Origin of the sequence: Gordonia amicalis (genome assembly GCF_022059885.1) — a bacterium.
GTDB lineage: Bacteria > Actinomycetota > Actinomycetes > Mycobacteriales > Mycobacteriaceae > Gordonia > Gordonia amicalis.
In genome coordinates this window covers 1389456-1412674 of sequence record NZ_CP091855.1, presented here as the reverse complement: position 1 = coordinate 1412674, position 23219 = coordinate 1389456, and the positions used below count along the sequence as shown (strand labels likewise).

21 protein-coding genes are annotated in these 23219 nt (G+C 67.3%); 11 read left to right on the top strand and 10 right to left on the bottom strand.

Features of this window, described 5'->3' with window-relative positions; translation table 11 throughout:
• The first annotated feature begins 68 nt into the window (after positions 1-68).
• Both IHQ52_RS06485 and IHQ52_RS06480 read left to right on the top strand, forming a co-directional pair.
• Positions 69-593 carry a MarR family winged helix-turn-helix transcriptional regulator gene (locus IHQ52_RS06485; RefSeq protein WP_024500169.1) on the top strand — a complete coding sequence of 175 codons (525 nt, stop codon included), beginning with the start codon at positions 69-71 and terminating at the stop codon, positions 591-593.
• Between the two features lie 141 nt (positions 594-734).
• Positions 735-2282: a DHA2 family efflux MFS transporter permease subunit gene (locus IHQ52_RS06480; RefSeq protein ID WP_024500170.1), complete on the top strand. Its 1548-nt coding sequence runs from the start codon at positions 735-737 to the stop codon at positions 2280-2282.
• Positions 2283-2353: 71 nt separating this feature from the next.
• Here IHQ52_RS06480 and IHQ52_RS06475 read toward each other — a convergent pair whose 3' ends face one another.
• Complete coding sequence (locus IHQ52_RS06475; protein ID WP_096273039.1) at positions 2354-4510, bottom strand: S9 family peptidase; 2157 nt, start codon at positions 4508-4510, stop codon at positions 2354-2356.
• Positions 4507-5406, bottom strand: coding sequence for a phosphoribosylaminoimidazolesuccinocarboxamide synthase (locus tag IHQ52_RS06470; protein ID WP_096273037.1), 900 nt, complete (start codon positions 5404-5406; stop codon positions 4507-4509). The genes IHQ52_RS06475 and IHQ52_RS06470 overlap by 4 nt, the downstream gene beginning before the upstream one ends.
• A gap of 61 nt (positions 5407-5467) precedes the next feature.
• On the opposite strand from IHQ52_RS06470, the gene IHQ52_RS06465 reads away from it, so the two are divergent.
• Together IHQ52_RS06465 and IHQ52_RS06460 are read left to right on the top strand one after the other, a co-directional pair.
• Positions 5468-5746 carry an Rdx family protein gene (locus IHQ52_RS06465; RefSeq protein WP_096273035.1) on the top strand — a complete coding sequence of 93 codons (279 nt, stop codon included), beginning with the start codon at positions 5468-5470 and terminating at the stop codon, positions 5744-5746.
• Between the two features lie 238 nt (positions 5747-5984).
• The gene (locus IHQ52_RS06460) at positions 5985-6986 is read left to right on the top strand and encodes a hypothetical protein (RefSeq protein ID WP_232513058.1); all 1002 of its coding nucleotides are present in this window, start codon (positions 5985-5987) and stop codon (positions 6984-6986) included.
• Between the two features lie 28 nt (positions 6987-7014).
• Here IHQ52_RS06460 and purB read toward each other — a convergent pair whose 3' ends face one another.
• The 3 genes from purB to IHQ52_RS06445 form a co-directional block, all read right to left on the bottom strand.
• On the bottom strand, positions 7015-8442 hold the full coding sequence (gene purB, locus IHQ52_RS06455; protein WP_006435816.1) for an adenylosuccinate lyase: 1428 nt from the start codon (positions 8440-8442) through the stop codon (positions 7015-7017).
• 54 nt (positions 8443-8496) lie between these two features.
• Positions 8497-8856 (bottom strand): hypothetical protein, encoded by a 360-nt coding sequence (locus tag IHQ52_RS06450; protein ID WP_006435817.1) that lies wholly within the window; start codon positions 8854-8856, stop codon positions 8497-8499.
• Positions 8857-8939: 83 nt separating this feature from the next.
• Positions 8940-9533 carry a TetR/AcrR family transcriptional regulator gene (locus IHQ52_RS06445; protein ID WP_198362510.1) on the bottom strand — a complete coding sequence of 198 codons (594 nt, stop codon included), beginning with the start codon at positions 9531-9533 and terminating at the stop codon, positions 8940-8942.
• A gap of 184 nt (positions 9534-9717) precedes the next feature.
• Between IHQ52_RS06445 and IHQ52_RS06440 the strand changes: the two genes are divergently transcribed.
• The 4 genes from IHQ52_RS06440 (at position 9718) to IHQ52_RS06425 (ending at position 12282) form a co-directional block, all read left to right on the top strand.
• Positions 9718-10476 carry a DUF6882 domain-containing protein gene (locus IHQ52_RS06440; protein ID WP_024500178.1) on the top strand — a complete coding sequence of 253 codons (759 nt, stop codon included), beginning with the start codon at positions 9718-9720 and terminating at the stop codon, positions 10474-10476.
• Between the two features lie 68 nt (positions 10477-10544).
• Positions 10545-10814, top strand: a complete 270-nt coding sequence (locus IHQ52_RS06435; protein WP_006435820.1) for a metal-sensitive transcriptional regulator — start codon at positions 10545-10547, stop codon at positions 10812-10814.
• A 30-nt stretch (positions 10815-10844) separates the two neighbouring features.
• A complete protein-coding gene (locus IHQ52_RS06430) occupies positions 10845-11240 on the top strand; it encodes a DUF302 domain-containing protein (RefSeq protein WP_024500179.1) in 396 nt (131 codons plus the stop codon).
• 94 nt (positions 11241-11334) lie between these two features.
• Positions 11335-12282, top strand: a complete 948-nt coding sequence (locus tag IHQ52_RS06425) for an alpha/beta hydrolase (protein WP_096273032.1) — start codon at positions 11335-11337, stop codon at positions 12280-12282.
• Between the two features lie 82 nt (positions 12283-12364).
• Here IHQ52_RS06425 and purD read toward each other — a convergent pair whose 3' ends face one another.
• From purD to IHQ52_RS06410, 3 genes are read right to left on the bottom strand one after another with little or no spacing between them, the layout of a single operon-like run.
• Positions 12365-13618, bottom strand: coding sequence for a phosphoribosylamine--glycine ligase (gene purD, locus IHQ52_RS06420; RefSeq protein ID WP_191834713.1), 1254 nt, complete (start codon positions 13616-13618; stop codon positions 12365-12367).
• Between the two features lie 55 nt (positions 13619-13673).
• Positions 13674-15722, bottom strand: coding sequence for an ArnT family glycosyltransferase (locus IHQ52_RS06415; protein ID WP_096273028.1), 2049 nt, complete (start codon positions 15720-15722; stop codon positions 13674-13676).
• On the bottom strand, positions 15719-16984 hold the full coding sequence (locus IHQ52_RS06410; RefSeq protein ID WP_096273026.1) for a bifunctional glycosyltransferase family 2/GtrA family protein: 1266 nt from the start codon (positions 16982-16984) through the stop codon (positions 15719-15721). The genes IHQ52_RS06415 and IHQ52_RS06410 overlap by 4 nt, the downstream gene beginning before the upstream one ends.
• Before the next feature lie 105 nt (positions 16985-17089).
• Between IHQ52_RS06410 and IHQ52_RS06405 the strand changes: the two genes are divergently transcribed.
• Positions 17090-19201, top strand: a complete 2112-nt coding sequence (locus IHQ52_RS06405; RefSeq protein WP_006435827.1) for a RecQ family ATP-dependent DNA helicase — start codon at positions 17090-17092, stop codon at positions 19199-19201.
• A gap of 24 nt (positions 19202-19225) precedes the next feature.
• On the opposite strand, the gene IHQ52_RS06400 is transcribed toward IHQ52_RS06405, so the two are convergent.
• Positions 19226-20596 (bottom strand): wax ester/triacylglycerol synthase domain-containing protein, encoded by a 1371-nt coding sequence (locus tag IHQ52_RS06400; RefSeq protein WP_006435828.1) that lies wholly within the window; start codon positions 20594-20596, stop codon positions 19226-19228.
• 122 nt (positions 20597-20718) lie between these two features.
• Complete coding sequence (locus IHQ52_RS06395; RefSeq protein ID WP_006435829.1) at positions 20719-21144, bottom strand: HIT family protein; 426 nt, start codon at positions 21142-21144, stop codon at positions 20719-20721.
• 194 nt (positions 21145-21338) lie between these two features.
• Here IHQ52_RS06395 and IHQ52_RS06390 point away from each other — a divergent pair, with 194 nt between their 5' ends.
• The gene (locus tag IHQ52_RS06390; protein ID WP_006435830.1) at positions 21339-22337 is read left to right on the top strand and encodes a DNA adenine methylase; all 999 of its coding nucleotides are present in this window, start codon (positions 21339-21341) and stop codon (positions 22335-22337) included.
• A 10-nt stretch (positions 22338-22347) separates the two neighbouring features.
• The gene (locus IHQ52_RS06385; RefSeq protein ID WP_006435831.1) at positions 22348-23187 is read left to right on the top strand and encodes a hypothetical protein; all 840 of its coding nucleotides are present in this window, start codon (positions 22348-22350) and stop codon (positions 23185-23187) included.
• Positions 23188-23219 lie beyond the last annotated feature (32 nt).

Sequence of the window (23219 nt, the reverse complement as noted above, 5' to 3'; positions counted from 1 at the left end):
CGCAGCATATGTGCCATTTCACACCTATTGCGTTTCCGCAATAGTTGCATCGGAGTTAGCATTTTCCGGTGTCTGAGGAAACCTCGTGCGCCTACGGCGCCGCCGACCCGATCGATTCTGCATCGATCGAGTCCGCTTCGGCGGCCCTCGTCGCATTCCTCGATCGGCTCCTCGACCTCGGCCGGCCCGAGACAATGGAGAGTCTCGCCGCCACCGACATCACCTTCTCGCAGCTGAGGGTGCTCTGCGCGCTCGGCAGCCATGACGGTCCGATGCCGGTCAACGCCATCGCCGAGCAGGTTCAGCTGTCCCTCGCGGCCGCGGGCCGGACGGTCGACAAGCTGGTCTGCAGCGGCTTCGCCGACCGTCGTGAGGACTCGGCGGACCGTCGGATCAAGCGGGTCTCGCTCACCGACGACGGCGTGCGCTACCTCGAGACACACCTGGCGCTGCAGCACGACACCGTACGACGGTTCGTGGCCGGCCTGCCCGCCGAACTCCGGGACAACCTGTGTTCGGCGCTGCGACCCATCGTCGACGACGCCGTCGACCACTTCTGCCTGACGGTCCCGACCAGGCAGAAGGCGTCGTGACCCCCACCCGGGGCCGCCCCCACGGCAATCTCCTCGCCCGTTGACCGCGAACAACTCCCGACACCCGCTCGTCGCCCGCACGTAGTAGATCGAGACCGCCCTTGCGCAGGGCCGTCTCTCGACCGACCGATAGGAACACGCATGACATCATCCACCGGAGGCCACCTCCACGAAGGTCCGCCGGACACCAAGCTGGACCGCAACGTCCTGATGGTCGCCGGTGTGGTCGTGCTCGGCGCGATCATGTCGATTCTCGATGTCACCGTCGTGGCCGTCGCACAGAACACCTTCCAGCAGGAGTTCAACACCGACGCCGCCGGTGCGGCATGGACCGCGACCGGTTACACCCTTGCCCTGGCCGCGGTCATCCCGCTGTCGAGCTGGGCGGCATCGCGTTTCGGCACCAAGAAGGTCTATCTCGTCTCACTGGTGCTGTTCACCCTCGGTTCCGTGCTGTGTGCGCTGGCCCCGAACATCGGTGCGCTGGTCGCGTTCCGCGTGATCCAGGGTCTCGGCGGCGGCATGCTGATGCCCGTCGGCATGATGATGCTGACCAAGGCCGCCGGCCCGGAACGAGTGGGCTCGGTCATGGCAGTCCTCGGCATCCCGATGCTGCTCGGCCCGATCTCGGGCCCCATCCTCGGCGGCGTCCTCATCGAGCAGCTGAGCTGGCACTGGATCTTCCTGATCAATGTCCCCATCGGAATCGGCGCCCTGATCTTCTCCTGGATCGTCCTTCGCGACGACGCGGAGACCACGCGCTCGTCGATCGACGTCGTCGGTCTGCTGCTCCTGTCGCCGGGCCTGGCGCTGTTCCTGTTCGGCATCTCCTCGAGCGCGGAGCACCGGACCTTCGTCAGCGGGCAGGTGCTGATCCCGACGATCATCGGCGCGATCCTGATCGTCGCGTTCATCGCCCACGCGCTGCGCAAGAAGAACCCGCTCCTGGATCTGAAGCTCTTCAAGAACCGCACGCTGAGCATCGCGGTGCTGACCATGGTGTTGTTCATGATCGCGTTCTTCGGTGCGGCACTGCTGTTCCCGCAGTACTTCATCGGCGTCCGCGGCGAATCCACCCTGGCGGCCGGCCTCCTCCTGGCACCGCAGGGCATCGGCGCCATGCTGACCATGCCGATAGCCGGAAAGCTCACCGACAAGATGGGCCCGGGCAAGTTCGTGCTGGGCGGCATCGTGCTGATCCTCGTCGGCATGGCGACCTTCACCATGCTCGGTGCAACCACCTCGTACTGGCTGATCTGCGGTTCGCTGTTCGTGCAGGGTCTCGGCATGGGTATGACGATGATGCCGATCATGTCGGCGGCGCTCGCCACCCTGAACAATGCGCAGGTGCCCGACGGTTCGACGCTGATGAATGTCATCCAGCAGGCAGCCACCTCGATCGGCACCGCGGTGATCTCGGTGATCCTCGCCAGCAGTCTCGCGAACAAGCCGGAGGCGGGTCTCGCCATCATGGCGAACACCTCCGACAAGCCGCTGCCGCCGGGAGTCCCGAACCCGCTGCCGGAGTCGTTCTTCGACACCGCGGCCGACGTGTTCTCCAACACCTTCGTGGTGTCGGTCGTGCTGATCGTGCTCACGTTGATCCCGGCGTTCTTCCTGCCCCGCAAGAAGATCGCGTCACCCCTGACCGAAGAGGATCTGGACCGCGGACCGATCATGATGCACTGATCGGGTTTCGGCGACCTGACCGGAAGAGCCCCACCGACTTGCGGGTCGGTGGGGCTCTTCCGGTCACGGGGTCAGTCTCCGGACCGTTCCAGCGCACCCGACTGCTGCAGGATCCACGCCAGCTCGAAGGCGACTTCCTCCCACTGCTTGTAGCGTCCGCTCACGCCACCGTGACCGGCCGTCATCTCCGTCTTCAGCAGGATCGGATTGTCCGACGTCGAATTCTCTTGAAGTCGCGCAACCCATTTCGCCGCCTCGACGTAGAGCACCCGGGTGTCGTTGAGCGACGTCAGCGCGAGGATCGGCGGATACGGTTTCGCGTCGACATTCTCGTAGGGCGTGTAGGTCTTCATGTACTCGTAGACCTTCGGGTCGTGCAACGGGTCGCCCCACTCGTCCCATTCGATGACCGTCAGCGGCAGCGACGGGTCGAGGATCGAGTTCAGGGCGTCGACGAACGGCACCGACGCCAGGATCCCGTTGAACAGTTCCGGCGCGAGGTTGGCAACCGCACCCACCAGGAGACCACCGGCCGAACCACCCTCGGCGACCATCTGCTGCGGCGTCGTCCACCCCGTTTCGACGAGATGCCGTCCCGCCGCGACGAAATCGTTGAAGGTGTTCTTCTTGCTGAGTTCCTTGCCGTTCTCGTACCAGTAGCGTCCCATCTCGCCGCCGCCGCGGATGTGGGCGAGGACGAAGACCATGCCGCGATCGAGCATGGACAGACGGGCCACCGAGAAGTACGGGTCGATGCTCGCCTCGTAGGAGCCGTACCCGTACAGCAGCAACGGAGCGGGCTTGGCGGCGTCGGTCTCCTTGCGGCGCACCACCGACAGCGGAATCCGGGTGCCGTCGTCGGCGACCGCCCACTCGCGGGACTGAACGTAATCGGCGGGGTCGTAACCGCCGAGCACCGGCTGCCGCTTGAGCAACGTGCGTTCGCCGGTCGCGACGTCGAGTTCGAACAGCTCCGCGGGTTCGATGAAACTGCCGTATCCGATGCGCAGCTTCGGCGACCACCACTCGGGGTTTCCACCGAGTCCGGCCGTACTCAGCTCCTGCTCGAATTCGACCTCGTGGAAATCCGATTCGGCGGGGATGCCCTCGACCTGACGAAGATCGGCGATGGCCAGACGCGGCAACGCCTCTCGCCGGTACGACAGCACCAGGTAGTCGGCGAAGGCGTCGAGGTCCTCGACTCGGCGGGCCGGGTCGTGTGCGATCAGCGGACGCCGGTCCGACGGGTTGTCGACCGGCGCGATGTCGACGGCGAAGTTCTCCGCCTTCTGACCGTCCACGACCTCGTTGTGCACGATCACGAAGTAGTCGTCGCCACCGATGACAGCATGTTCGACGCTGTACTCGACGCCGTCCACCCGCGGTGCGACACTGCGGAATTCACCCGTCGGGTCGTCGGCCTCGAGAATGTAGCTCTCCGAGGTGATCTTGGAGCCGACACCGATGACGAGGTACTTGTCGCTGCGGGTGGTGCCCATGCCGACCCAGAACCGCTCGTCTGGTTCGTGGAAGACCTTGACGTCCTCGGTGCCGGCGCCGATGTCGTGGCGCCACACCGTGTCCGGACGCCACGCCGCGTCGACCGTCGAGTAGAAGACGTGGCGGGCGTCGGCCGACCACACCGCACTGCCCGACGTTTCGGTGACCACGTCGTCGAGGACCTCACCGGTGCGAAGATCCTTGATGCGCAGCGTATATCGCTCGTCACCGACGACGTCGGTGCTGTAGGCCAGCCAGTTCCCGTCGTCGCTGACGGTCAGTGCGCCCAGGCTGAAGAAGTCGTGTCCCTCGGCTTCGACGTTGCTGTCGAGCAGGATCTCCTCACCGGGTAGTTCCACACCGTCGTCGACCTTCGGCGGGGTCCAGTCGTCGTCCGCGGCGATCGGGCACCGGCACGACGTCGAATACTGCTTGCCCTCGTGGGTGCGGGCGAAATACCAGTAGCGTCCGCGCCGGACCGGCACCGACATGTCGGTTTCCTTGGTGCGGCTCTTGATCTCGTCGAAGATCTGCTTGCGCAGATCCGACAGATGGCCGGTGTGCGCCTCGGTGAACGCGTTCTGCGCCTCGAGGTAGGCGGTGACCTCCGGGTCGTCCTTGTCGCGCAACCATTCGTAGTCGTCGACGAAGGTGTCGCCGTGATGGGTGCGCTCCGCCGGGACCTTCTTGGCGACCGGCGGGGTCGGGGTCTCGCGCTCGTCGATCACGAAACCACCTCCGCGGTGGGCCAGTCGGCGAAGGACTTCTGCGTGATCCATTCGTAGGCTTCGATGTACCGCTGCCGCGTACGTTCGACGACATCGCCGGGCAGGGCCGGCGGAGCCTCGTCGGATGCCTTGTCCCAACCGGATTCGGCACTGGTGAGCCAGTTGCGAACGATCTGCTTGTCGAAACTGGGCTGCACCTTGCCCGCCTCGTAGGTCGCGGCCTCCCAGTACCGGGACGAGTCGGGCGTCAGGACCTCGTCGGCGAGTACGAGTTCACCGTCGGGGCCGCGTCCGAACTCGAACTTGGTGTCCGCGAGGATGATCCCGCGTTCAGCGGCCACCGCCGCGCCGCGTCCGTAGATGTCGAGGGTCGCCGACCGCAGCGCCTCGGCCAACTCGGCCCCCTCCTGCTCGACGACCCGTTCGAAGCTGATGTTCTCGTCGTGCTCACCCTGCTCGGCCTTGGTGGCCGGGGTGAAGATCGGCTCCGGCAGCTTGCCGGCCTCGGTCAGGCCCGCGGGCAGCTCGACGCCGCACACCGCGCCGGTCGCCTGGTAGTCGAGCAGTCCCGACCCGGTCAGGTAGCCACGCGCGACGCACTCGACCTGGACCATCGGGAGCCGACGCACGACCATCGAGCGGCCGACGACCTCGCCCGGGATGCGCTCGTCGGTGGGACCACCGGCGAGATGATTGGGGACGCCGAGCTCGTCGAACCAGAAGAAGCTCATCGCGGTCAGGATGCGCCCCTTGTCGGGAATCGCGGGGCTCAGGATGTGGTCGTAGGCCGAGATCCGGTCGGTGGCCACCAACAGCAGGGTGTCGGCGTCGATCTCATAGATCTCCCGGACCTTCCCCGACGCCAGATGCCGGTAGGACTGCAGTTCAGGACGCATGGACTCGACCCTAGAGGGTCACCGGTCCGCCGGGGGCGGCAGCCTCTGACATTCTTGACCGATGAGCGCACCACACATCACCATCACCTACTGCACCCAGTGCAACTGGCTGCTGCGGGCGTCGTGGATGGCCTCGGAGTTGCTGAACACCTTCGGCACCGAACTCGGCTCGGTGACCCTGATCCCGGGAACCGGGGGCGTGTTCCACATCGACGTCGACGGGAAGCAGATCTGGGAGCGCAAGCGCGACGGCGGTTTCCCCGACGCACCCGAACTCAAGCGACGGGTACGCGACGTCGCACTCCCGGACTGGCGACTCGGACACGGCGACCCGTCCTGACAGTCCGACTCGGATTTCTGAATTATGTCAATCAACTATTGATTGACAAATAGTCTAGATAACAAATACTTTGAATCGTGGCATGGATCACACGTCCGGGCCGTGGCGCTTCGTCGACGCGGACCACTCTGGCACGTAAGGGTCAACCGTGTCCCCTACGTGCCGGCTTCCATGCCGCCACTGACGTGCGCGGCACGTGAGGAGTTCCAGGAGAGATGAACCTGAAGGAGTGACGCCGGTGTCTGCGTTGACGACGGATCCCGCCGAGGGGATCCAGGGGAAGAAGCGATGGTCAGCCAGGTGGGTCGCATTCGGTGCGGCCACCCTGTTCGTGGTGGTGTCCCTCATCATCACCAAACAGGACAACAACCGGTTGTCCGAGACGAGCATGGACGACCACTTCAACCTCCCGATGAAGCCCCTCTACGAGCCCTACCTCGTCGGCAACAACGTGATCGCCACGATCCTGATGACACTGCTCGGGCTCTCCGGCGTGGCGATGGGCGTCGCCTTCTACCGCCGGACCCGCGACATCGTGCCCCTCATGCTGGCCATCAGCGCTCCTCTGGTGGTGTTCACCGAGGTCTTCCTGGACATCATGGGTGCGGTCTACTTCCCGTGGAGCGACACCGAATTCCTCGGCCACGCCTTCACCCTGATGGGTCGCCAGATGCCGTGGTGGATCGTCGCGGCGTGGTTCGGCTATGCGGCCCTCGGTGCATTCGAGTACGCGACGCTCGCCAAGAAGCCGCCGACCAAGCACATCTGGTTCGCATTCGGCGGCCTCGTGGTGGCGGCGATCATCTTCGAGGAGATCCTCCTGTCGATGGGCCTCTACCACTACTACGGCAATCATCCGCTGGTGTTGGTCAGAGAGCTGCCGTGGTGGTGGGAAGCATGCAACCCGCTCGGCGTCACCCTCGCAGTCGCCCTCGGTTACCGGCTTCGGTCGTACTTCACGGGCGTGCGGGCGCTACTGTTGCTGCCGATCATGCCGATCACCATGGCCGCCGCCTACGGTTTCGCAGCCCTTCCCGGCTGGATCGCCGTCAACAGCGACTACCCGTGGCTGCCCACCCAGCTTCTCGGCTTCGCCTCGATCGCGCTCGGGTTCGCGCACTTCTACCTGATTCTCCGCGTGATCCTCAACCGCGACCCGTTCGACTTCAACTACGTTCCGCCCGAGGGTGAGGACGAGTTCCGCGTCGACATCTCCAAGCGGAAGAACCAGCCCGCGTAGTCAGCGGCGTCGCCCGGAGGTCGGTGCGCTACAGGATCGGCGCAGGCGCGTATGCCGCGGCCTCCGGGTACTGGCCGATGATCTTCTCCGCGGCCGCGATGACGTCGGCGACCTGCTGCTCGGCAGCACCGACGAAGACCGACTTGTCGGCGAGCAGCTCGTCGAGCTGAGCCCGGTCGAGCGGGATGCGGTCATCGGCGGCGAGGCGGTCGAGCAGATCGGGCTCACGCCCCTCCTCGCGCATCGCCAGGGCCACCGCGACGGCGTTCTCCTTGATCGCCTCGTGGGCGGTCTCGCGCCCGACGCCCGCGCGCACCGCGGCCATCAGCACCTTGGTCGTCGCGAGGAACGGCAGGTAACGGTCGAGCTCGTTGGCGATGACCGCGGGGTACGCGCCGAACTCGGCGAGGACGGTCAGGAAGGTCTCCATCAGGCCGTCGATGGCGAAGAAGGCATCCGGCAGCGCGACGCGGCGGACGACCGAGCAGAACACGTCACCCTCGTTCCACTGGGCGCCGGCGAGTTCGGCGGCCATCGAGCCATAGCCGCGCAGGACCACCGCGAGGCCGTTGACACGCTCGCAACTGCGGGTGTTCATCTTGTGCGGCATCGCCGAGCTGCCGACCTGACCGGGTTGGAAGCCCTCGGTCACCAGCTCGTGGCCGGCCATGAGTCGGATGGTGTGCGCCAGCGACGACGGCGCGGCAGCGATCTGCACCAACGCGGACACGACATCGTGGTCGAGCGACCGCGGGTAGATCTGGCCGACCGAGGTGAAGGAGCGGGCGAAGCCGAGGTGATCGGCGACCCGGGACTCGAGATCGGCGAGCTTGGTGGCGTCACCGCCGAGCAGGTCGAGCATGTCCTGCGAGGTACCCATCGGGCCCTTGATGCCGCGCAACGGGTACCGGTCGATCAGCTCACGCAGGCGGGTGAGGGCGATCATCAGTTCGTCTGCGGCCGAGGCGAACCGCTTGCCGAGGGTCGTGGCCTGAGCGGCGACGTTGTGGCTGCGGCCGGCCATGACGACCGACGAATACTGAGCGGCACGTTCGACGATGCGGGCCAGGACCGCGACACCGTGGGAGTGCACGTGTTCGAGAGAACGGAGGATCTGCAGCTGCTCGACGTTCTCGGTGAGGTCGCGGCTGGTCATGCCCTTGTGGATCTGCTCGTGACCAGCGAGGGCGTTGAACTCCTCGATGCGGGCCTTCACGTCGTGGCGCGTGACGCGCTCACGATCGGCGATCGAGGCGAGATCCACCTGGTCGACGACGCGCTCGTAGTCGGCGATGGCATCGGCCGGGACGTCGATCCCGAGGTCGCGCTGTGCCTTCAGTACCGCGATCCACAGGCGCCGTTCGAGTGCGATCTTGGTGGTGGCCGACCACAGCTCGGCGAGGTCGGTGGAGGCATAGCGGCTGGCCAGGACGTTGGCGATGGCAGGCTTCGACACCCGATCAGTGTAGGTCGGTCGCGGACAGATCCCGAATTCTGCCGTCCCCGGCGCTCAGAACGCGAAACACGTTCCGTTGGACCCGTAGCCCTGACGCACTTTCACCAGCGTGGGCGGCGAGGCCTTGCCGTTCTGTACGGCATAGAGGTACTTGTCCCCGATACGACGGGGAACCCAGGTGACCGAGGCGAGGGCACCCGACGGGAGATCGCGGCCGATGAAACGTGCCGGCAGACCGGGTTTGACCTCCCAGAACGACACCCAGCCCGACGAGTTCACGGGAATCGTCACCGGATAGGTGCATCCGGTGCCGTACACCGCGGACGACAGCGGAACACCCGCGTCGACGCGACCGGCGGGCGCGGCGTGTGCGCCGGGGGCGACGAGCATCGCCACCCCGGCGACCAGGGACATGAACGCGGCGACAAGACCCGCGCGAGTGCTGTGTCTACTCATCGGCTCCCCCGAACATCCGATCCGTTTCCTTCGGCATGCCGTCACGCCCGCGGCGCGAGGACGTCGATCACCTCGAGCAGGACGTCGCGCACCGCGTCGATGGGCCGGACACCGTTGCGCCCGAGTGCACCGACGATGGCACCGTCCTCGATCCCGATCAGCTGGGCGATGTGGGCTGGATCGGCGACCCGGCCGGATTTGGCGAGCACGTCGAGGTGGCACAGCGACAACGTCCGCCACCGGTCGCTCACGACCTCACGCAACATCGGGTAGCGCGCCGACAGCGCGATCATCTCGTAGCGGGCCGACAGCTGCTGGATCGTCGTGTCCCCGCCGACGATGACCTCGGCGAGCGCGGTCGCGGTCGCGGTCCTCCCGCGGCGTCGGCGCGGAAGTGCGTTGCAGCGCTCGGAGACTGCGGACGCATCGTGACTGCAGAGACTGGCCGCGGCCTCGGCCATCAGGTCGTCGAGCGAGGCGAAGTAGTACGTCGTCGACGCCAGCGGCAGCTGGGCGCGCTCGGCCACCGCACGATGACGTACGGCGTCGAAGCCGCCTTCGAGCAGCAGCTCACCGGCGGCCTCGATCAAACGGGACCGCCGTCGCGCACCCTTCGGTGTCGCTGCCGACGTCATCATGTGGTTCATGCTGCCAAAGGCGTCCGTACCGCCGTATTGCTTTTGACCAAAGCGGCACGACCACAGGCGCATTCCCGTATAAGACGACGATGCCCGTGCTGAATGCACCGTTCACGGTCCACGTCAGTCGGTCGTCGGACGAACGGATCGGTCCGCGCCCGACCGCGTCTACCGTGATGCCATGCAGTTCGACGGCCTCCACGCTGTCGCCGATTATGCGGCGCTCTACACCTCGCTGAGACAGTCCGCGTTCGTCGACTTCCTCCGTGAGAGGCTGGGCGCCTTCGATGTACGGTGCGACGAGGACAACCGGGTGGTCGTGTTCACCTCCGACGACGCCGGTTCCGGATCGGACGGTGAGGTGACGGTCGTCCGGTGCCGGGCGTCGCTGGTCGCCGTGGTCGAACCGTCGGCGATCGTCTGGGGCTGGGCTCACCCGCTCGGCGACGAGACCGGGCTCGCGTCGAGACTGCGCGAGGCCGGTGCGCGACTGGGCATCGACGATTTCACCTCTCCGCGAGTGACGCTGCCACCCGGTCCGTCTCGCGACCGAGCCGACGATCCGGCCGACCGGGTCATCGACGTCATCGCGGCGGCGGCCGTCGGCAGCACGGGAATGAGTCCGTATTGCACGGTTCGTCTCGACGGCGACGATCGCGGCGTTTTTCTTCTCGACGACCTCACCCTTCCCGAGCCGACCTTCGCCGACTTCGCCACCGGACTGCCGAGGATCATGGGTTCCCTTGCGGTGAACGATCATCGGGTCGCCATCCACGGGATGGCCGCACGGCGCGGCTGGCACATCAGCTGGCGCACCGGGACAGACGGCGGACGCTCACCGATCTGTGATGTGACCGACGGTCGTTCCATGGCCAGGGTGAACTTCGACCGGCGCGGCCGGCCGATCGACTACCGCTGCGAACTGGCAGACCGGAACTGATACCCCAAGGGGTATACTTGCCTCTTGTCATAGCAGTTGCACACGTGCAAGAACAGTAGGAGGTCGCCATGGTCGGCGACGAAGAATCGATCGGCGTCGTGCTCAACCGGTTGCGGCGGGCTCACGGCCAGCTTGCCGGCGTGATCTCGATGATCGAACAGGGACGCGAATGCAAGGATGTCGTGACCCAGCTCGCCGCGGTGTCGAGTGCGCTCGATCGGGCCGGTTTCAAGATCGTCGCGACGGGCCTTCGGGAATGCATGACCGGCGAACAATCGCAGGACTCGGAACCGATGACCATCGACCAACTGGAAAAGCTGTTCCTGGCGCTCGCCTGATCGGGCGCGAGGAGTACGAGAGGAGCGATCATGAAACTCGGATACCGGACGACCCTGCAGACCAGCTTCGACGACGCCGTCGCCCGCACGAGAGAAGCGCTGAGCGATGTGGGTTTCGGTGTGCTCACCGAGATCGACGTGAAGGCGACCCTCAAGAAGAAGCTCGACGAGGACATGGAGAACTACCTCATCCTCGGAGCCTGCAATCCGCAGTTCGCCCATCGGGCGCTCGGCGTCGAGCGTCAGATCGGCCTGCTGCTGCCCTGCAACGTCGTGGTGCGCGACGACACCGACCACGCCGGGACGATCATCGTCGAGGCGATGAATCCCGACATCATGGTCGCGGTGACCGACGCCCCCGGCCTCCCCGACGTGGCCGCCGGAGCCGCCGAACTGTTACAGAAGGCCATCGCCTCACTCGACTGAACGTCAAGTCAGGGACAGATATCTCACAGCGTCGGCGAGTCGGCCGACTCGACGTTGCGTCGAGCCCGGGGTCCACGATTACCCTGTTGATTCGATGACCAGCGTGCGATCCCGTTTCTCCGATGCTGCCGACCGCGACCTGCCGCGCGTGGGCCGTCGAGCCGTACTCGCCGCAGGGGTCGGGGCGGCAGCCATCGGGATCGCCGCCTGCTCGGGCAAGGCGCCCTCGACTTCGGTGCAGCCGCGCAACCTCGAAGGCCGGGCCGCGGACGACGAACTCCCCGTCGAGACGTCGCCGCCGCCGGTCACGAGCGGTCCCCCACTGATCACCGGAAGCTTCAGATCCGTCCGCATGGGCGGTCGGGACACCCGCTGGGCGGTGGCCCGGCCCAACGGGGTGACCGGCAAGCTCCCGGTCGTCGTGGTGCTGCACGCGTTGAACACCAACGAGAAGTCCATCTTCGGGCCGAAGCTCGAGATGCAGACCGTCATGCAGCAGTACGTGGACAACGGCAACACCCCGTTCGCGCTGGCCGCAGCCGACGTGGGTCGCAACTATTACCATCGCCGGACCGACGGCACCGATGGTGGGGCGATGATCCTCGACGAGTTCCTGCCGATGCTCGCGAACGACCCGAAGCTCAACCTGTCCACCGACCGCATCGGACTCTTCGGCTGGTCCATGGGCGGATACGGCGCGCTGCGCCTGGCGTCGATGGTCGGCGCCCCGCGCGTCGCGGCCGTGGCCGTCAGCTCGCCCGCGATGTGGGCCGACCCGCGCAACTTCCCGCCGCGCGCCTTCGACAGCCTCGACGATTACCAGGCCAACTCGCTGTTCGGCGCGCAACCGAGCTTTGCGAAGATCCCGCTGCTGATCAACATCGGTTCGAGCGATCAGTTCTACACCTACACCCGCCAGTGGGCCGCGGGTCTGCACCCGCCGGCCGCCTTCGGCACCGCTGCCGGCGGTCACACCAACCGGTACTGGCGCAGCGTGCTGCCCGAGCAGATCGAGTTCCTGGGCCGCAATCTCGCGGTATGAGAGCGTTTCGCTCACTCGTTCCGCTCCCGCTCACGCGAATCAATCGGGTGAGCGGGAACGGAGAACGTGAGCGGACCAGTGTCTAGATGCTGATGCGACCTTCGAGAGCGTTGCGCCCGATGTCGGTGCGGAAGTGCGAGCCCGGCAGCTTGATCTTCTCGATGCGGGCGTAGGCCTGGGTGCGGGCCTCGGCGAGGTCGGCGCCGGTACCGACGACGGCGAGCACGCGGCCACCGGCGGAGACGATCGCGCCGTCGGCATTGCGAGCGGTGCCCGCGTGCAGCACCCCCTCGGCGTCGGCGCCGGTGATGATGTCACCGGTACGCGGCTTGCCGGGGTAGTTCTCGGCGGCGACGACCACCGTGACCGCGGCGCCGTCGCGCCATTCCAGCGGCGGGAGGTCGGCGAGCGTCCCGGTGGCGGTCGCGTTGAGTGCCGCACCGAGCGGCGACTTCAGCAGTGCGAGGACCGCCTGGGTCTCGGGATCACCGAAGCGACAGTTGAATTCGACGACCGCGGGACCGTCCTTCCCGATCGCGAGACCGGCGTACAGGAGGCCCGAGAACGGGATACCGCGCTTGACCATCTCGGCCGCAACGGGTTTGACGACCTCGTCGACGATGCGCTCGGTCATCTCGGCGGGCAGCCACGGCAGCGGCGTGTAGGCGCCCATGCCACCGGTGTTGGGTCCGGCGTCGTTGTCGCCGACACGCTTGTGGTCCTGCGCGGGCAGCAGCGGGACCACGGTCTCGCCGTCGACGAGGCAGAACAGCGAGACCTCGGGTCCGTCGAGGAAACTCTCCAGCAGAACGGGGTGTCCGCTCTCCAGGCATTCGGCGGCGTGGTCGCGGGCGACGTCCCGGTCGGGTGTGACGACGACACCCTTGCCGGCGGCCAGACCGTCGTCCTTGACGACCCAGGTGGGCCCGAAACGGTCGAGGGCGGCGTCGAGATGGGCCGGGTTGTCGACGATCTCCGCATGCGCGGTCTTGACGCCGGCGGCAGCCATCACGTCCTTGGCGAAGGCCTTGGAACCCTCGATCTGCGCGGCCCGGGCGCTCGGACCGAAGGTCGCGATGCCGGCCTCGCGCAGGGCGTCGGCGACGCCGAGGACGAGTGGCACCTCCGGTCCGATGACCACGAGGTCGGCGTCCAGCTTCTGCGCCAGGGCCACGACCGCTTCACCCGAGACCACATCGACGGCGTGGTTGGTGGCGATCGCCGAGGTGCCGGCGTTGCCGGGAGCGACATGCAGGTCGGTGACCGACGGATCGTTCTTGAGGCCGATGAGAAGGGCATGTTCGCGGCCGCCCGAGCCGATCACGAGTACGCGCACGACCATGACTCTAAACCGTCGGCGTATGCCGCCGCGAAAACGCACCATGGACTGCTCAGCTCGCCGGCTGGGTCAGGTCGTACATCGTGGTGCCGTCGACGGTGACTGCAGTGAAGTTGTCCTGAACCCACGCGCTGATCTGCGACGACGGCTGCGACGAGCCGCCGGCCATCCCGGGAGCGCCGGCGCCCGGCCCACCGCCGGCGATGAAGTAGTGGATCTCCCTGGCGGCGACCAGCTTCTGGAACTCGGCGAGAGTCGGCGACGGATCGCTGCCGTTGAACCCGCCGATCGGCATCACCGAGTGGCCGGTCTCGAGCTGGTAGCCCGAGGCGGACTGCGAGCCGACCGCGGCGGCGACCCACGTGTAGTCGTCGGCGTCGGCGACGAGCTTGTCGACGACGGCCTGCGTCGGTCTGGAACCGCGCAGGAGTCCACCCGGCCCGTCGCCGCCGCGGGCGCCGGGCATGCCCGGGCCGCCACCGGGGAAGCCCTGGCCCGGACCGCCCGGGCCGAACTCCATGAACCCTCCGCCGGGCATGCCCGGGCCACCGCGACCACCCGGGCCGAACCCGCCCGCGACCGCCGGACCGGCGGTGATGATCGACCCGCTCTTCTCGGCCGTGACCGTGTCGATGGTGTACGCGACCGGCCCGGCCAGACCCGCGATGACCGCGCCGCTCAACGCTGCCGCGGCGACACCCCGTATCCGGGCGAACACCATGGCGACCGCGGCCAGGAGTCCGACGATGAGGACCGCGTACCGCAGCCACGGAACCAAGTCGGGCGTCCGGTCGAGCAGTACGAAGCCCCAGATCGCGGTGATCGCCACCGAGACACCCAGTGCGAGGCGCACCCACAGGCGGTCCCGATGCGACCAGCAGACGGCACCGCCGGCCGCGACGACCGCTGCCACCGCCGGCGCCAGAGCCGCCGTGTAGTACTGGTGGAAGATGCCGGCCATGAAGCTGAAGACACCCATCGTGACCAGCAGCCACAGACCCCAGACCGAGAGATACGCGCGGCGCGGATCGGTGCGCCGGGCCTTGCCGATGAGCACGAGAGCCACCATCGCGAGCACGAGACCCGCCGGGATCAGCCACGCGATCTGACCGCCCTGCGCGGGTTCGAACATCCGCAGCCAGCCGGTCTCGCCCCATGCGCCGCCGCGGCCACCACCGGGCCCGCCGCCGGGGCCGCCCATGCCCTCCAGTGCGCCCATGCCGTGACCACGACCGGGAACCACCGCCCCGGTCTCGTCACCGTTGAGCCTGCCGAGACCGTTGTAACCCAGCGTCAGTTCGAGGATCGAGTTGTTCTGTGACCCACCGATGTACGGCCGCGACGACGCGGGCCAGAGCTCGACGGCGAGAATCCACCAGCCGGCACTGACGATCATCGCGCCTAGGGCGGCGAACAACTGGCCCAGGCGACGAGGCCAGCCACCGGGACCGAAGGCGAGATAGGTGACCGACAGCGCGGGCACGATGAGGGTCACCTGCAACTGCTTGGTGAGGAATCCGAATCCGACGAACACGCCCGTGAGGATCAGCCACCGCCAGCGACCGTCGTCGACCGCCTTCATCAGCGACCAGACGGCCGCGATCATCAGCAGGATCAGCAGCGCCTCGGGATTGTCGAAGCGGAACATCAGCGCCGCAACCGGAGTCAGTGCCAGCACCGCGCCGGCGAGGATTCCGGCCCGGTGACCGAAGTACTTCCGTGTGATCAGGTACAACAGGGCGACCGATGCCACGCCCATCAGGGCCTCGGGCACCAGGATGGACCACGAGTTGACGCCGAAGATCCGCGCACTGATGCCCGGAATCCACAGCGAGGCGGGAGGTTTGTCGACGGTGATCGAGTTCGCCAGGTCGGACGAACCGAAGAACCAGGCCTTCCAGGACTCCGAACCGGCCTGGATCGCCGCCGAGTAGAAGGAGTTCGCCCAACCGTTGATCGAGAGGTTCCAGAGATAGAGGACTCCGGTACCGATCAGCAGTGCGGCCAGCGAGAGGCGTTCCCGCAGAATCTTCTTCGAGCTACCGGACGTCCGGTTCGGCTCGGCGTGGTTCACCGGCGGGCCGATGGTCGAGGTCGTCACGCGGCCACCTCCGCCCCATGTCCGGGCGCCTTGCGGAACACCCAGCGGAGACCGACGAACCGGGTGAGCGTGGCCACCAGGTTCGCGATCACCAGGATGATCAGTTCGATGTGTTTGGTCGCGTCCGGCGCGACGGTGTGCAGCAACAACAACGAGCCTGCGGTGACCAGCCAGCCGAACACGAACACCCCGAGCCCGAAGAGCTGGTGTCGCAGGGCATTGTCACGGCCGCGCACCCCGAAGCTGAACCTGCGGTTGGCGGCGGTGTTGAGAACGGCGGTGATCGCCAGGGCGACCAGGTTCGACACCTGTGCACCCAGGAAGGAATGCAGCGCCAGGAACAGCACCGCGAAGGCGACGGTCGACGCCACGCCCACCACGCAGAACCGCGCGAGCTGGCCGACCAACCCCTTGGGCACGCCGTCGATCTGGGGTCCGGCCGCACGGTCGCGACCGATGGAGGCGCGGAGCTGGGCGATCGGCAACCGACCCATCGCCAGCGCGAGACCGACTCGCGCACAGCCCTTCAGGTCGGCGAGTGCGGTGGGCATGATGTCGACGGTGCTGCCCGGGTCGTCGATCCAGTCGACCGGGATCTCCGCGATCCGCAGCCCGATCTGTTCGGCGAGCACGAGCAGCTCGGTGTCGAAGAACCAACCGGTGTCGGCGACGAATGGCAGCAACTCGCGGGCGATGTCGGCGCGCATGGCCTTGAACCCGCACTGCGCGTCGGAGAACCGGGCGCCCATCGCCGTCCGGAGGATGAGGTTGTACGACCGGGAGATGAACTCCCGCTTGGGTCCGCGGACGACACGCGACGACCGGCTGAGCCGGGTGCCGATCGCGATGTCGGAGTGCTTCGACACCAGCGGCGCGATGAGCGGCATCAGCGCGTTGAGGTCGGTGGAGAGGTCGACATCGCAGTAGGCGACGATCTCGGCGTCGCTGCGCTGCCACACCGCGTTCAGCGCACGGCCACGGCCCTTCTCGTCGAGGTGGACGACGCGGACGCCGTCGAGTTCGTCAACGAGACCGACGGCGATCGCGAGGGTGTCGTCGGTGCTGGCGTTGTCGGCGACGGTGATGCGGGCCGGATACGGCACGTGCCGACGCAGATGGTCGGCGAGCCGGCGCACCGACGACGCGAGGTCGGTCTGTTCGTTGTAGACGGGGACGACGATGTCGAGGACCGGGGTCGACACCGAACTGTCGGCGAGGGTGTACACCGGCGCCGTTGCGCCCGGCGGTGCTTGCGAAATCATGGGGACAACGATCTGCCCCCACCCTCGAACCAGTCTGGAACCCGGCTGGCAGGTTGCTGTGAACCGACGATCCCTGCTGTCGGGTGTCGCCACTACATTGGGGTCATGGTTGCCACCCTCTCCCCGGACCAGCTGACCGCCGCCAACCGCGTGATCACCAGCCTGGCCGGTGAGGGCGCCCGGCTGCGCGAGGACCAGCTGCGAGCGGTGTCCGCGCTGGCCGGCGGTGAGCCCGGCACTCACGGCGCGCGGGTCCTGGTGGTCCAGGCGACCGGGTGGGGCAAATCGGCCGTCTACTGGTCGGCCACCGCGATCATCCGTGCCGGCGGCGGCGGACCGACGCTCATCGTCTCCCCGCTGCTGTCGCTCATGCGCGACCAGGTGACCGCGGCGGCTCGCGGCGGTCTGTCCGCGGCGACGCTGAACTCGTCGAATGTCGACGAGTGGTCGGCGATCGAGGCACAGCTGCGGGCGGGCGAGCTCGACGTCCTGCTCGTCTCCCCGGAACGCCTCGCGAATCCCGGCTTCGGACGTCGTGTGCTCGACGCCCTGGCCGGCAACCTCGGTCTGTTGGTGATCGACGAGGCGCACGCGGTCTCGGACTGGGGTCACGACTTCCGGCCGGACTACCGCCGCGTCGCCGACGTGCTGCGCTCGGTCAACCCGACGACGCCGGTCCTGGCGACCACCGCCACCGCCAACGCCCGCGTCACCGAGGACGTCGCCGCGCAGCTCGACTCCGGTTCCGACGCGCCGACGCTCGTCCTCCGCGGACCGCTGGCCCGTAAGTCGTTGCACCTCAACGTTCTCGACGGGCTCTCGCCCGTGCAGCGGTACGGCTGGGTGGCGCAGGCCCTCCCCCATCTCCCGGGTTCGGGCATCGTCTACGTCCTCACCGTCGCCGATGCCGACCGGCTCGTCGAGGCCATCCGTGCGGTGCACGGCAACTCCGTCGAAGTCGCCGCGTACACCGGTCAGCTCGACGCCGACCGCCGGCACGAACTCGAAGATGCATTGCTGCACAACAAGGTCAAGGCACTGGTGGCGACCTCTGCCCTGGGGATGGGCTACGACAAACCCGACCTCGGCTTCGTCGTGCACGTCGGTTCACCGCCGTCGCCGGTCTCGTACTACCAGCAGGTCGGCCGCGCCGGGCGCGCCCTCGACGATGCCGTGGTGATGCTCCTGGCGTCGCAGACCGACGACCGGATCTGGGAACACTTCGCCACCGCCACGATCCCCGATCCCGACAAGATGCGTGACCTCCTGGCCGCACTGGAGGCCGCCGACGAGCCGCAGTCGGTCATCCAACTCGAGGCGGCCACACGCTTCCGCCGCACGCGAATCGAGTTGATGCTCAAGCAACTCGCGGTCGACGGCGTCACCGACCGCACCCCCGACGGTTGGGTCGCCACCGGCAAACCCTGGACCTACGACGCCGCCCACTACGACGGCGTGCTCGCCGTCCGCCGCCGCGAGGCCGACATCATGCGCGACTACATCGCGGGGCGCACATGCCTGATGCGCCTGCTGACCGAATCGCTCGACGACCCGCAGGCCGCCGACTGCGGCCGCTGTTCGGTGTGCCGAGGCGCGCTGAGTGAGGGACTACCCGACACCGTGGACACCGAGGTCGTCCGCACCGTCACGTCGACGCTGCGCCGCAAGGCCTCGACCCTCGACCCGAGGAAGATGTGGCCGGGAGGCGAATTCGGCCGTCGCGGAAGGATTCCCGCCGACCTCCTCGCCCAGCCAGGCCGCGTCCTGGCCCACGCCGATGCGCCCGAGTGGGTGGAGGTGCTGGCCGCTGCCCGCAGCGGCGACGAACGCGCACTCGGCGAACTCGGCGACGCAGCGGTCGCGACGCTGTCGGCGTGGGTGCGCGAGACGGGGGTCCGCGCCGATGTCATCGTGTCACTGCGCCTGACCGGCACGAACCTGGCCGAGACGCTGGCCGAACACCTGCGCGCGGTCGGGAAACGCGGCGGCGGGACCTTCCCCGTCCGTCTGGGCGATCCGCCGGCCGATGCGACCGGCGCGGTCGAAGCCGCGTATTGGCGCGATCACCTCGGTGATCCGCCCGAGGTCGCCGGCCAGAACGTGATGCTCGTCGTGGATGCCAACAGCTCCGGTTGGCCGATCACCCTGGCCGCCGCAGCGCTCCGCGAGGCCGGCGCAAACGCGGTGCTGCCGTTGCTGATCCACCGGACGGTGTGAGTCGCGGGTCCGACGCTCCCCTGGTTACCGGCCCAACGCGAGCACCTCGTCGAATCCGTCCGCGAGGCATGCGTGGAAGATGTCGACGTCCTCGATTGCACCGGTGTCCACGTCGATGCCCAGTTCGCAGGTGTCGACGTAGGTGAGGAGGGTGACGTTGACCGCTGCCCCGATGGTGGGGCCGAACGCGTACTGAGCTCGCAGCCGAGCGCCACCGAGGTAGACCGGCACCGGGATACCGGGAACGTCGCTGCACAGAAAGTCGACGTGACGCAGGACCGACCCGATGTACCAGCGCGGCATCAGGTTCATCGCACCGGCGATGAGCTGGGTGTACGGCAGCGAGCGCTCATTGCGGACACGTGCGGTCCGGCGGTGGATCTGCGCGATCCGCCGTGCCGGATCGACTTCTGCGCCAGGCACATCGAATCTCATCAAGGTGATCCGGTTGCCACCGGGGGCGTCCTCCTCGGTCCGCAGACTCACCGGCATGCACAGGTGGAGGTCGCCGACCTCGGCGCCGTGCTTCTCGTGGTACAGACGGAGCCCGCCGAGGACGCCGGCGACGAACGCGTCGTTGAGTGAACCACCGCCACGATGCCCGGCGTCGCGTAGTTGCCGCAGCGGAACCTCGTGGACGGCGAGATGCCGGACCAATGACCGGTCGGTCATCAGCGGCGATCCCGTCTCGTTGACCGGGCGAACCGTGCGGTACACCGATGCAGCGGTCTCGACCGCCGCGCCGGCCGTCGCGACGGGATGGCGAATGGCGTTGTAGGCCAACGACGGTGCGGATCTGACCAGGTCGGTGACGGTGTTCGACGCGCGTTCGGCGTCGAATCGCAGGGTATCCACGTAGTCCCGCCACCACGTTTCCTCGTTCGACGACGAGGCCGGGGCGTGGGGTGCGGCAGTCGGCTGTTCCGGTTCCTCGGTCAGGTCGAACAGCCGCAGCGCGATCTCGATCGCACCGACACCATCGGTGAGAGCGTGATGGAACTTGCAGACGACCGCGGCGCCGCCGTCGGCCAGCCCGTCGACCAGCGTCGCCTTCCACAACGGGCGGGCACGGTCGAAGTCCTCCATGGCCGCGATCCGCGCCATCTCCAGCACGGTGTCAAAGGTGCCCGGTGCAGGCGCGCTGACCCGGCGCGTGTGGAAGTCGAGATCGAAATCGGCGTACGGGACCCATCGGGGCGGCGCCGACAGCGGCGAGTACACGACGCGTTCCCGGAACATCGGGAGGTCGGCGGTGATGGTCTCGAACCGACTGCGCATCGCTTCCCAGTCGGGCGTGCGGTCCAACAGGAGGACCGTCACCACCGTCGATCGCAGGCGCGGGTCGGCCTCCATCGACCAGGTGAAAGCGTCGCTGTTGCGCATGTACTCGGTCATGACTGCCTCCGGCAACGACCGTACTCAGCCCCCGCCGCCTCCGTACCGTTTCGGCGCAGCAGAGGACTTTGTGCCTTGCTCCCTGAGTAGCCCCGGAGCGTGCGGAGGGGCGTATCGAAGGGTCAGTCGGCGACGTACTCGCCGTAGCCCAGCGAGCGCAGGCTCGCGCGGATCTTCTCGGCTGCGGCGTCGAGGTCCTCGGGGCTGGCGTTCTTGTTCGCGTTGGCGAGGTCGAAGGTCTCCAGCGACAGTCCCTGGAAGACGTGGATGTGCACGTGGGGCACCTCGAGACCGGCGATGAGCAGACCGATTCGCGGCGCGTCGAAGGCGTTCTTGACGGCCTGGCCGACCTTCTGGGCGACCCCGCTGAGATGGGCGAACAGCGAGCCGTCGATCTGTTCCCAGTGGTCGACCTCGTTGCGGGGCACCACCAGGACGTGGCCGGGGGTGACGGGTTCGATGGTCAGGAATGCGACGGCTTCGCCGTCCTTCCAGACGAAACGACCAGGGATGTCGCCGTTGATGATCATGCTGAAGACCGATGCCATGGCCCGAGTCTAGATGTTGTGGGGTCCGGCGACGGGGCGCAGCCGTGTTGTCCACGGGCCTGTCGGGGGTCCATGACATTCTTTTCGGTGTGAGTGGGCCAGAATCCTCCCGACCGGGACGCCGCGTTCGATCCAGCGCAGTCGGGTCCAGTGACGTCCTCGCCCGCGCACAACGGTTCCCGCGGCTGCGGTACATGGGGTCGAAGTACCGGCTGCTCCCCCACCTAGAACGCACCTTCGCCGAGATCGGCGGGTCGACGGCCGTCGACGCCTTCTCCGGCTCGGGCGTCGTGTCCTACCTGTTGAAGGCGCAGGGCTTCGAGGTCCTCAGCAACGATTTCCTGCATTTCCCGCACATCATCACGCGTGCCTCGGTGGCGAACTCGAGTGTCCGCCTCGAACCGGAACTCGTGGAGCAGATCTGCGGGACGGCCGCCGACGACCGCGACTACATCTCCCGCACCTTCGACGGTCTGTACTTCACCGCCGAGGACCGCGAGTTCCTGGACTCGGCGTGGTCGCACATCGACGCGCTGCGCGGCTACCGTCGCGACCTCGCCGTGTCCGCGCTGGTCCTCTCCGCCGCACGCAAACAACCCCGCGGGGTCTTCACGTTCACCGACTCCACCCGGTACGCGGACGGACGCCGCGATCTCACGATGTCGCTGCGCGACCACTTCCGGCTACGTGCCTCCGCCGACTACAACGCCACCGTGTTCAGCAACGGCTGCAGCAGTCGAAGTGTCCAGGGCGACATCTTCGACCTCGACCTGCCGTGGTCGGCGCCACCGGACCTCGTCTACCTCGACCCTCCGTATGCGCCGCCCGCCGACGACAACGACTACATCAAGCGTTATCACTTCCTCGAAGGACTCTCCGCGTACTGGCGCGGGATGACCATCATGGAGAACACCAAGACCAAGAAGCTGCCAAAGCGCTTCACACCGTTCGCCTACAAGCGAACCATCGAGGATGCCCTGCTGCGCACGTTCGAACACTTCGAGGACGCGGGCGCGATCGTGCTCTCCTATTCGTCGAATGCGTTGCCGGGCAAGGACCGGATCGTCGATCTGCTGGGCAAGGTCAAGCCGTCGGTCGAGGTGATCGCGATCGATCACAAGTACAGCTTCGGCACGCACGCCGCGGCGACTCGTCGAGACGTCAGCGAGTTCCTGTTCATCGGACGGGACTGACGCCGAGCACATGAGCACTGCAGTTGACTTCGACGACTATCTGAAATCGTTGGGCCGGTTGACCTCTCACGTCGACCCCACCGCCGCCACGCCGGAGGCCGAGCGGATCGTCGAGGCCACCGGACGCCTCGGCGGACTCCTCGACACCGACATCACCGGACTCGCCGCCTGGGTGCGCGACAACCCCAACGACGTCCCGGTGCTCGGGCTGGCGGTCGGGCTGTCGCAGGAGAAGCTCAAGAATGCGCTGCGCGATCGTTTCGACACCAGCGGCTGGCACGGACTGGCGCGCACCCAGCCCGTCGAACTGGTGACCTGGCTCGACGCGGAGTTCGATCTGGTGCGGATGTTGCGGACCCAGATGGAACGCACCTACACCTTCGCCGACATCCTCGTGGCCCGCGCGGGAACCCGCGCGACCGCGACCCGCGCCGGGGCATCGGGCCGGCGGATCGAGGACGAGATCGAGGACATCGCCCGCGACCTCGGTCTGGATTACACGACGCGCTCCCGGTTCGCCGGACGCAACGGACGCACCGCACCGGCCGACCTGATCGTCGGCGATCCGAACTCTGCCGACATCGTCGTGGCCGCAAAGGGTTTCGACTCCACCGGATCGAAGCTCACCGACGCCGTGCGCGAGATCGAGGAGATGGCCGAGGTGCGCCTGCCGACGCAGCTGGTCCTCGCGGTGATCGACGGAATCGGCTGGAAGTCACGACAGTCCGACCTCCGACGCATCCATCAGCTGTGGGCGACCCGCCAGATCGACGGCATGTACACCCTCGTCACGCTCGACCGCTTCCGCGCCGATGTCGCCGAGTTCGCCCGGTTGCGGCGCCTCATCTGACCCTTCGATACGCCCCTCCGCAAGCTCCGGGG

Excerpts from the sequence above, each read along its gene's own strand:
- IHQ52_RS06480 (WP_024500170.1), top strand. The coding sequence starts at position 735 with ATGACATCATCCACCGGAGGCCACCTCCACGAAGGTCCGCCGGACACC.
- IHQ52_RS06450 (WP_006435817.1), bottom strand. The coding sequence starts at position 8,856 with ATGTCCCTGGTCGCCGGGGTGGCGATGCTCGTCGCCCCCGGCGCACAC.
- IHQ52_RS06405 (WP_006435827.1), top strand. The coding sequence starts at position 17,090 with ATGGTTGCCACCCTCTCCCCGGACCAGCTGACCGCCGCCAACCGCGTG.
- IHQ52_RS06395 (WP_006435829.1), bottom strand. The coding sequence starts at position 21,144 with ATGGCATCGGTCTTCAGCATGATCATCAACGGCGACATCCCTGGTCGT.
- IHQ52_RS06470 (WP_096273037.1), bottom strand. The coding sequence starts at position 5,406 with ATGCGTCCTGAACTGCAGTCCTACCGGCATCTGGCGTCGGGGAAGGTC.
- IHQ52_RS06390 (WP_006435830.1), top strand. The coding sequence starts at position 21,339 with ATGGGGTCGAAGTACCGGCTGCTCCCCCACCTAGAACGCACCTTCGCC.
- IHQ52_RS06400 (WP_006435828.1), bottom strand. The coding sequence starts at position 20,596 with ATGACCGAGTACATGCGCAACAGCGACGCTTTCACCTGGTCGATGGAG.
- IHQ52_RS06435 (WP_006435820.1), top strand. The coding sequence starts at position 10,545 with ATGGTCGGCGACGAAGAATCGATCGGCGTCGTGCTCAACCGGTTGCGG.
- IHQ52_RS06410 (WP_096273026.1), bottom strand. The coding sequence starts at position 16,984 with ATGATTTCGCAAGCACCGCCGGGCGCAACGGCGCCGGTGTACACCCTC.
- IHQ52_RS06385 (WP_006435831.1), top strand. The coding sequence starts at position 22,348 with ATGAGCACTGCAGTTGACTTCGACGACTATCTGAAATCGTTGGGCCGG.
- IHQ52_RS06440 (WP_024500178.1), top strand. The coding sequence starts at position 9,718 with ATGCAGTTCGACGGCCTCCACGCTGTCGCCGATTATGCGGCGCTCTAC.
- IHQ52_RS06425 (WP_096273032.1), top strand. The coding sequence starts at position 11,335 with ATGACCAGCGTGCGATCCCGTTTCTCCGATGCTGCCGACCGCGACCTG.
- IHQ52_RS06445 (WP_198362510.1), bottom strand. The coding sequence starts at position 9,533 with ATGACGTCGGCAGCGACACCGAAGGGTGCGCGACGGCGGTCCCGTTTG.
- IHQ52_RS06465 (WP_096273035.1), top strand. The coding sequence starts at position 5,468 with ATGAGCGCACCACACATCACCATCACCTACTGCACCCAGTGCAACTGG.
- IHQ52_RS06430 (WP_024500179.1), top strand. The coding sequence starts at position 10,845 with ATGAAACTCGGATACCGGACGACCCTGCAGACCAGCTTCGACGACGCC.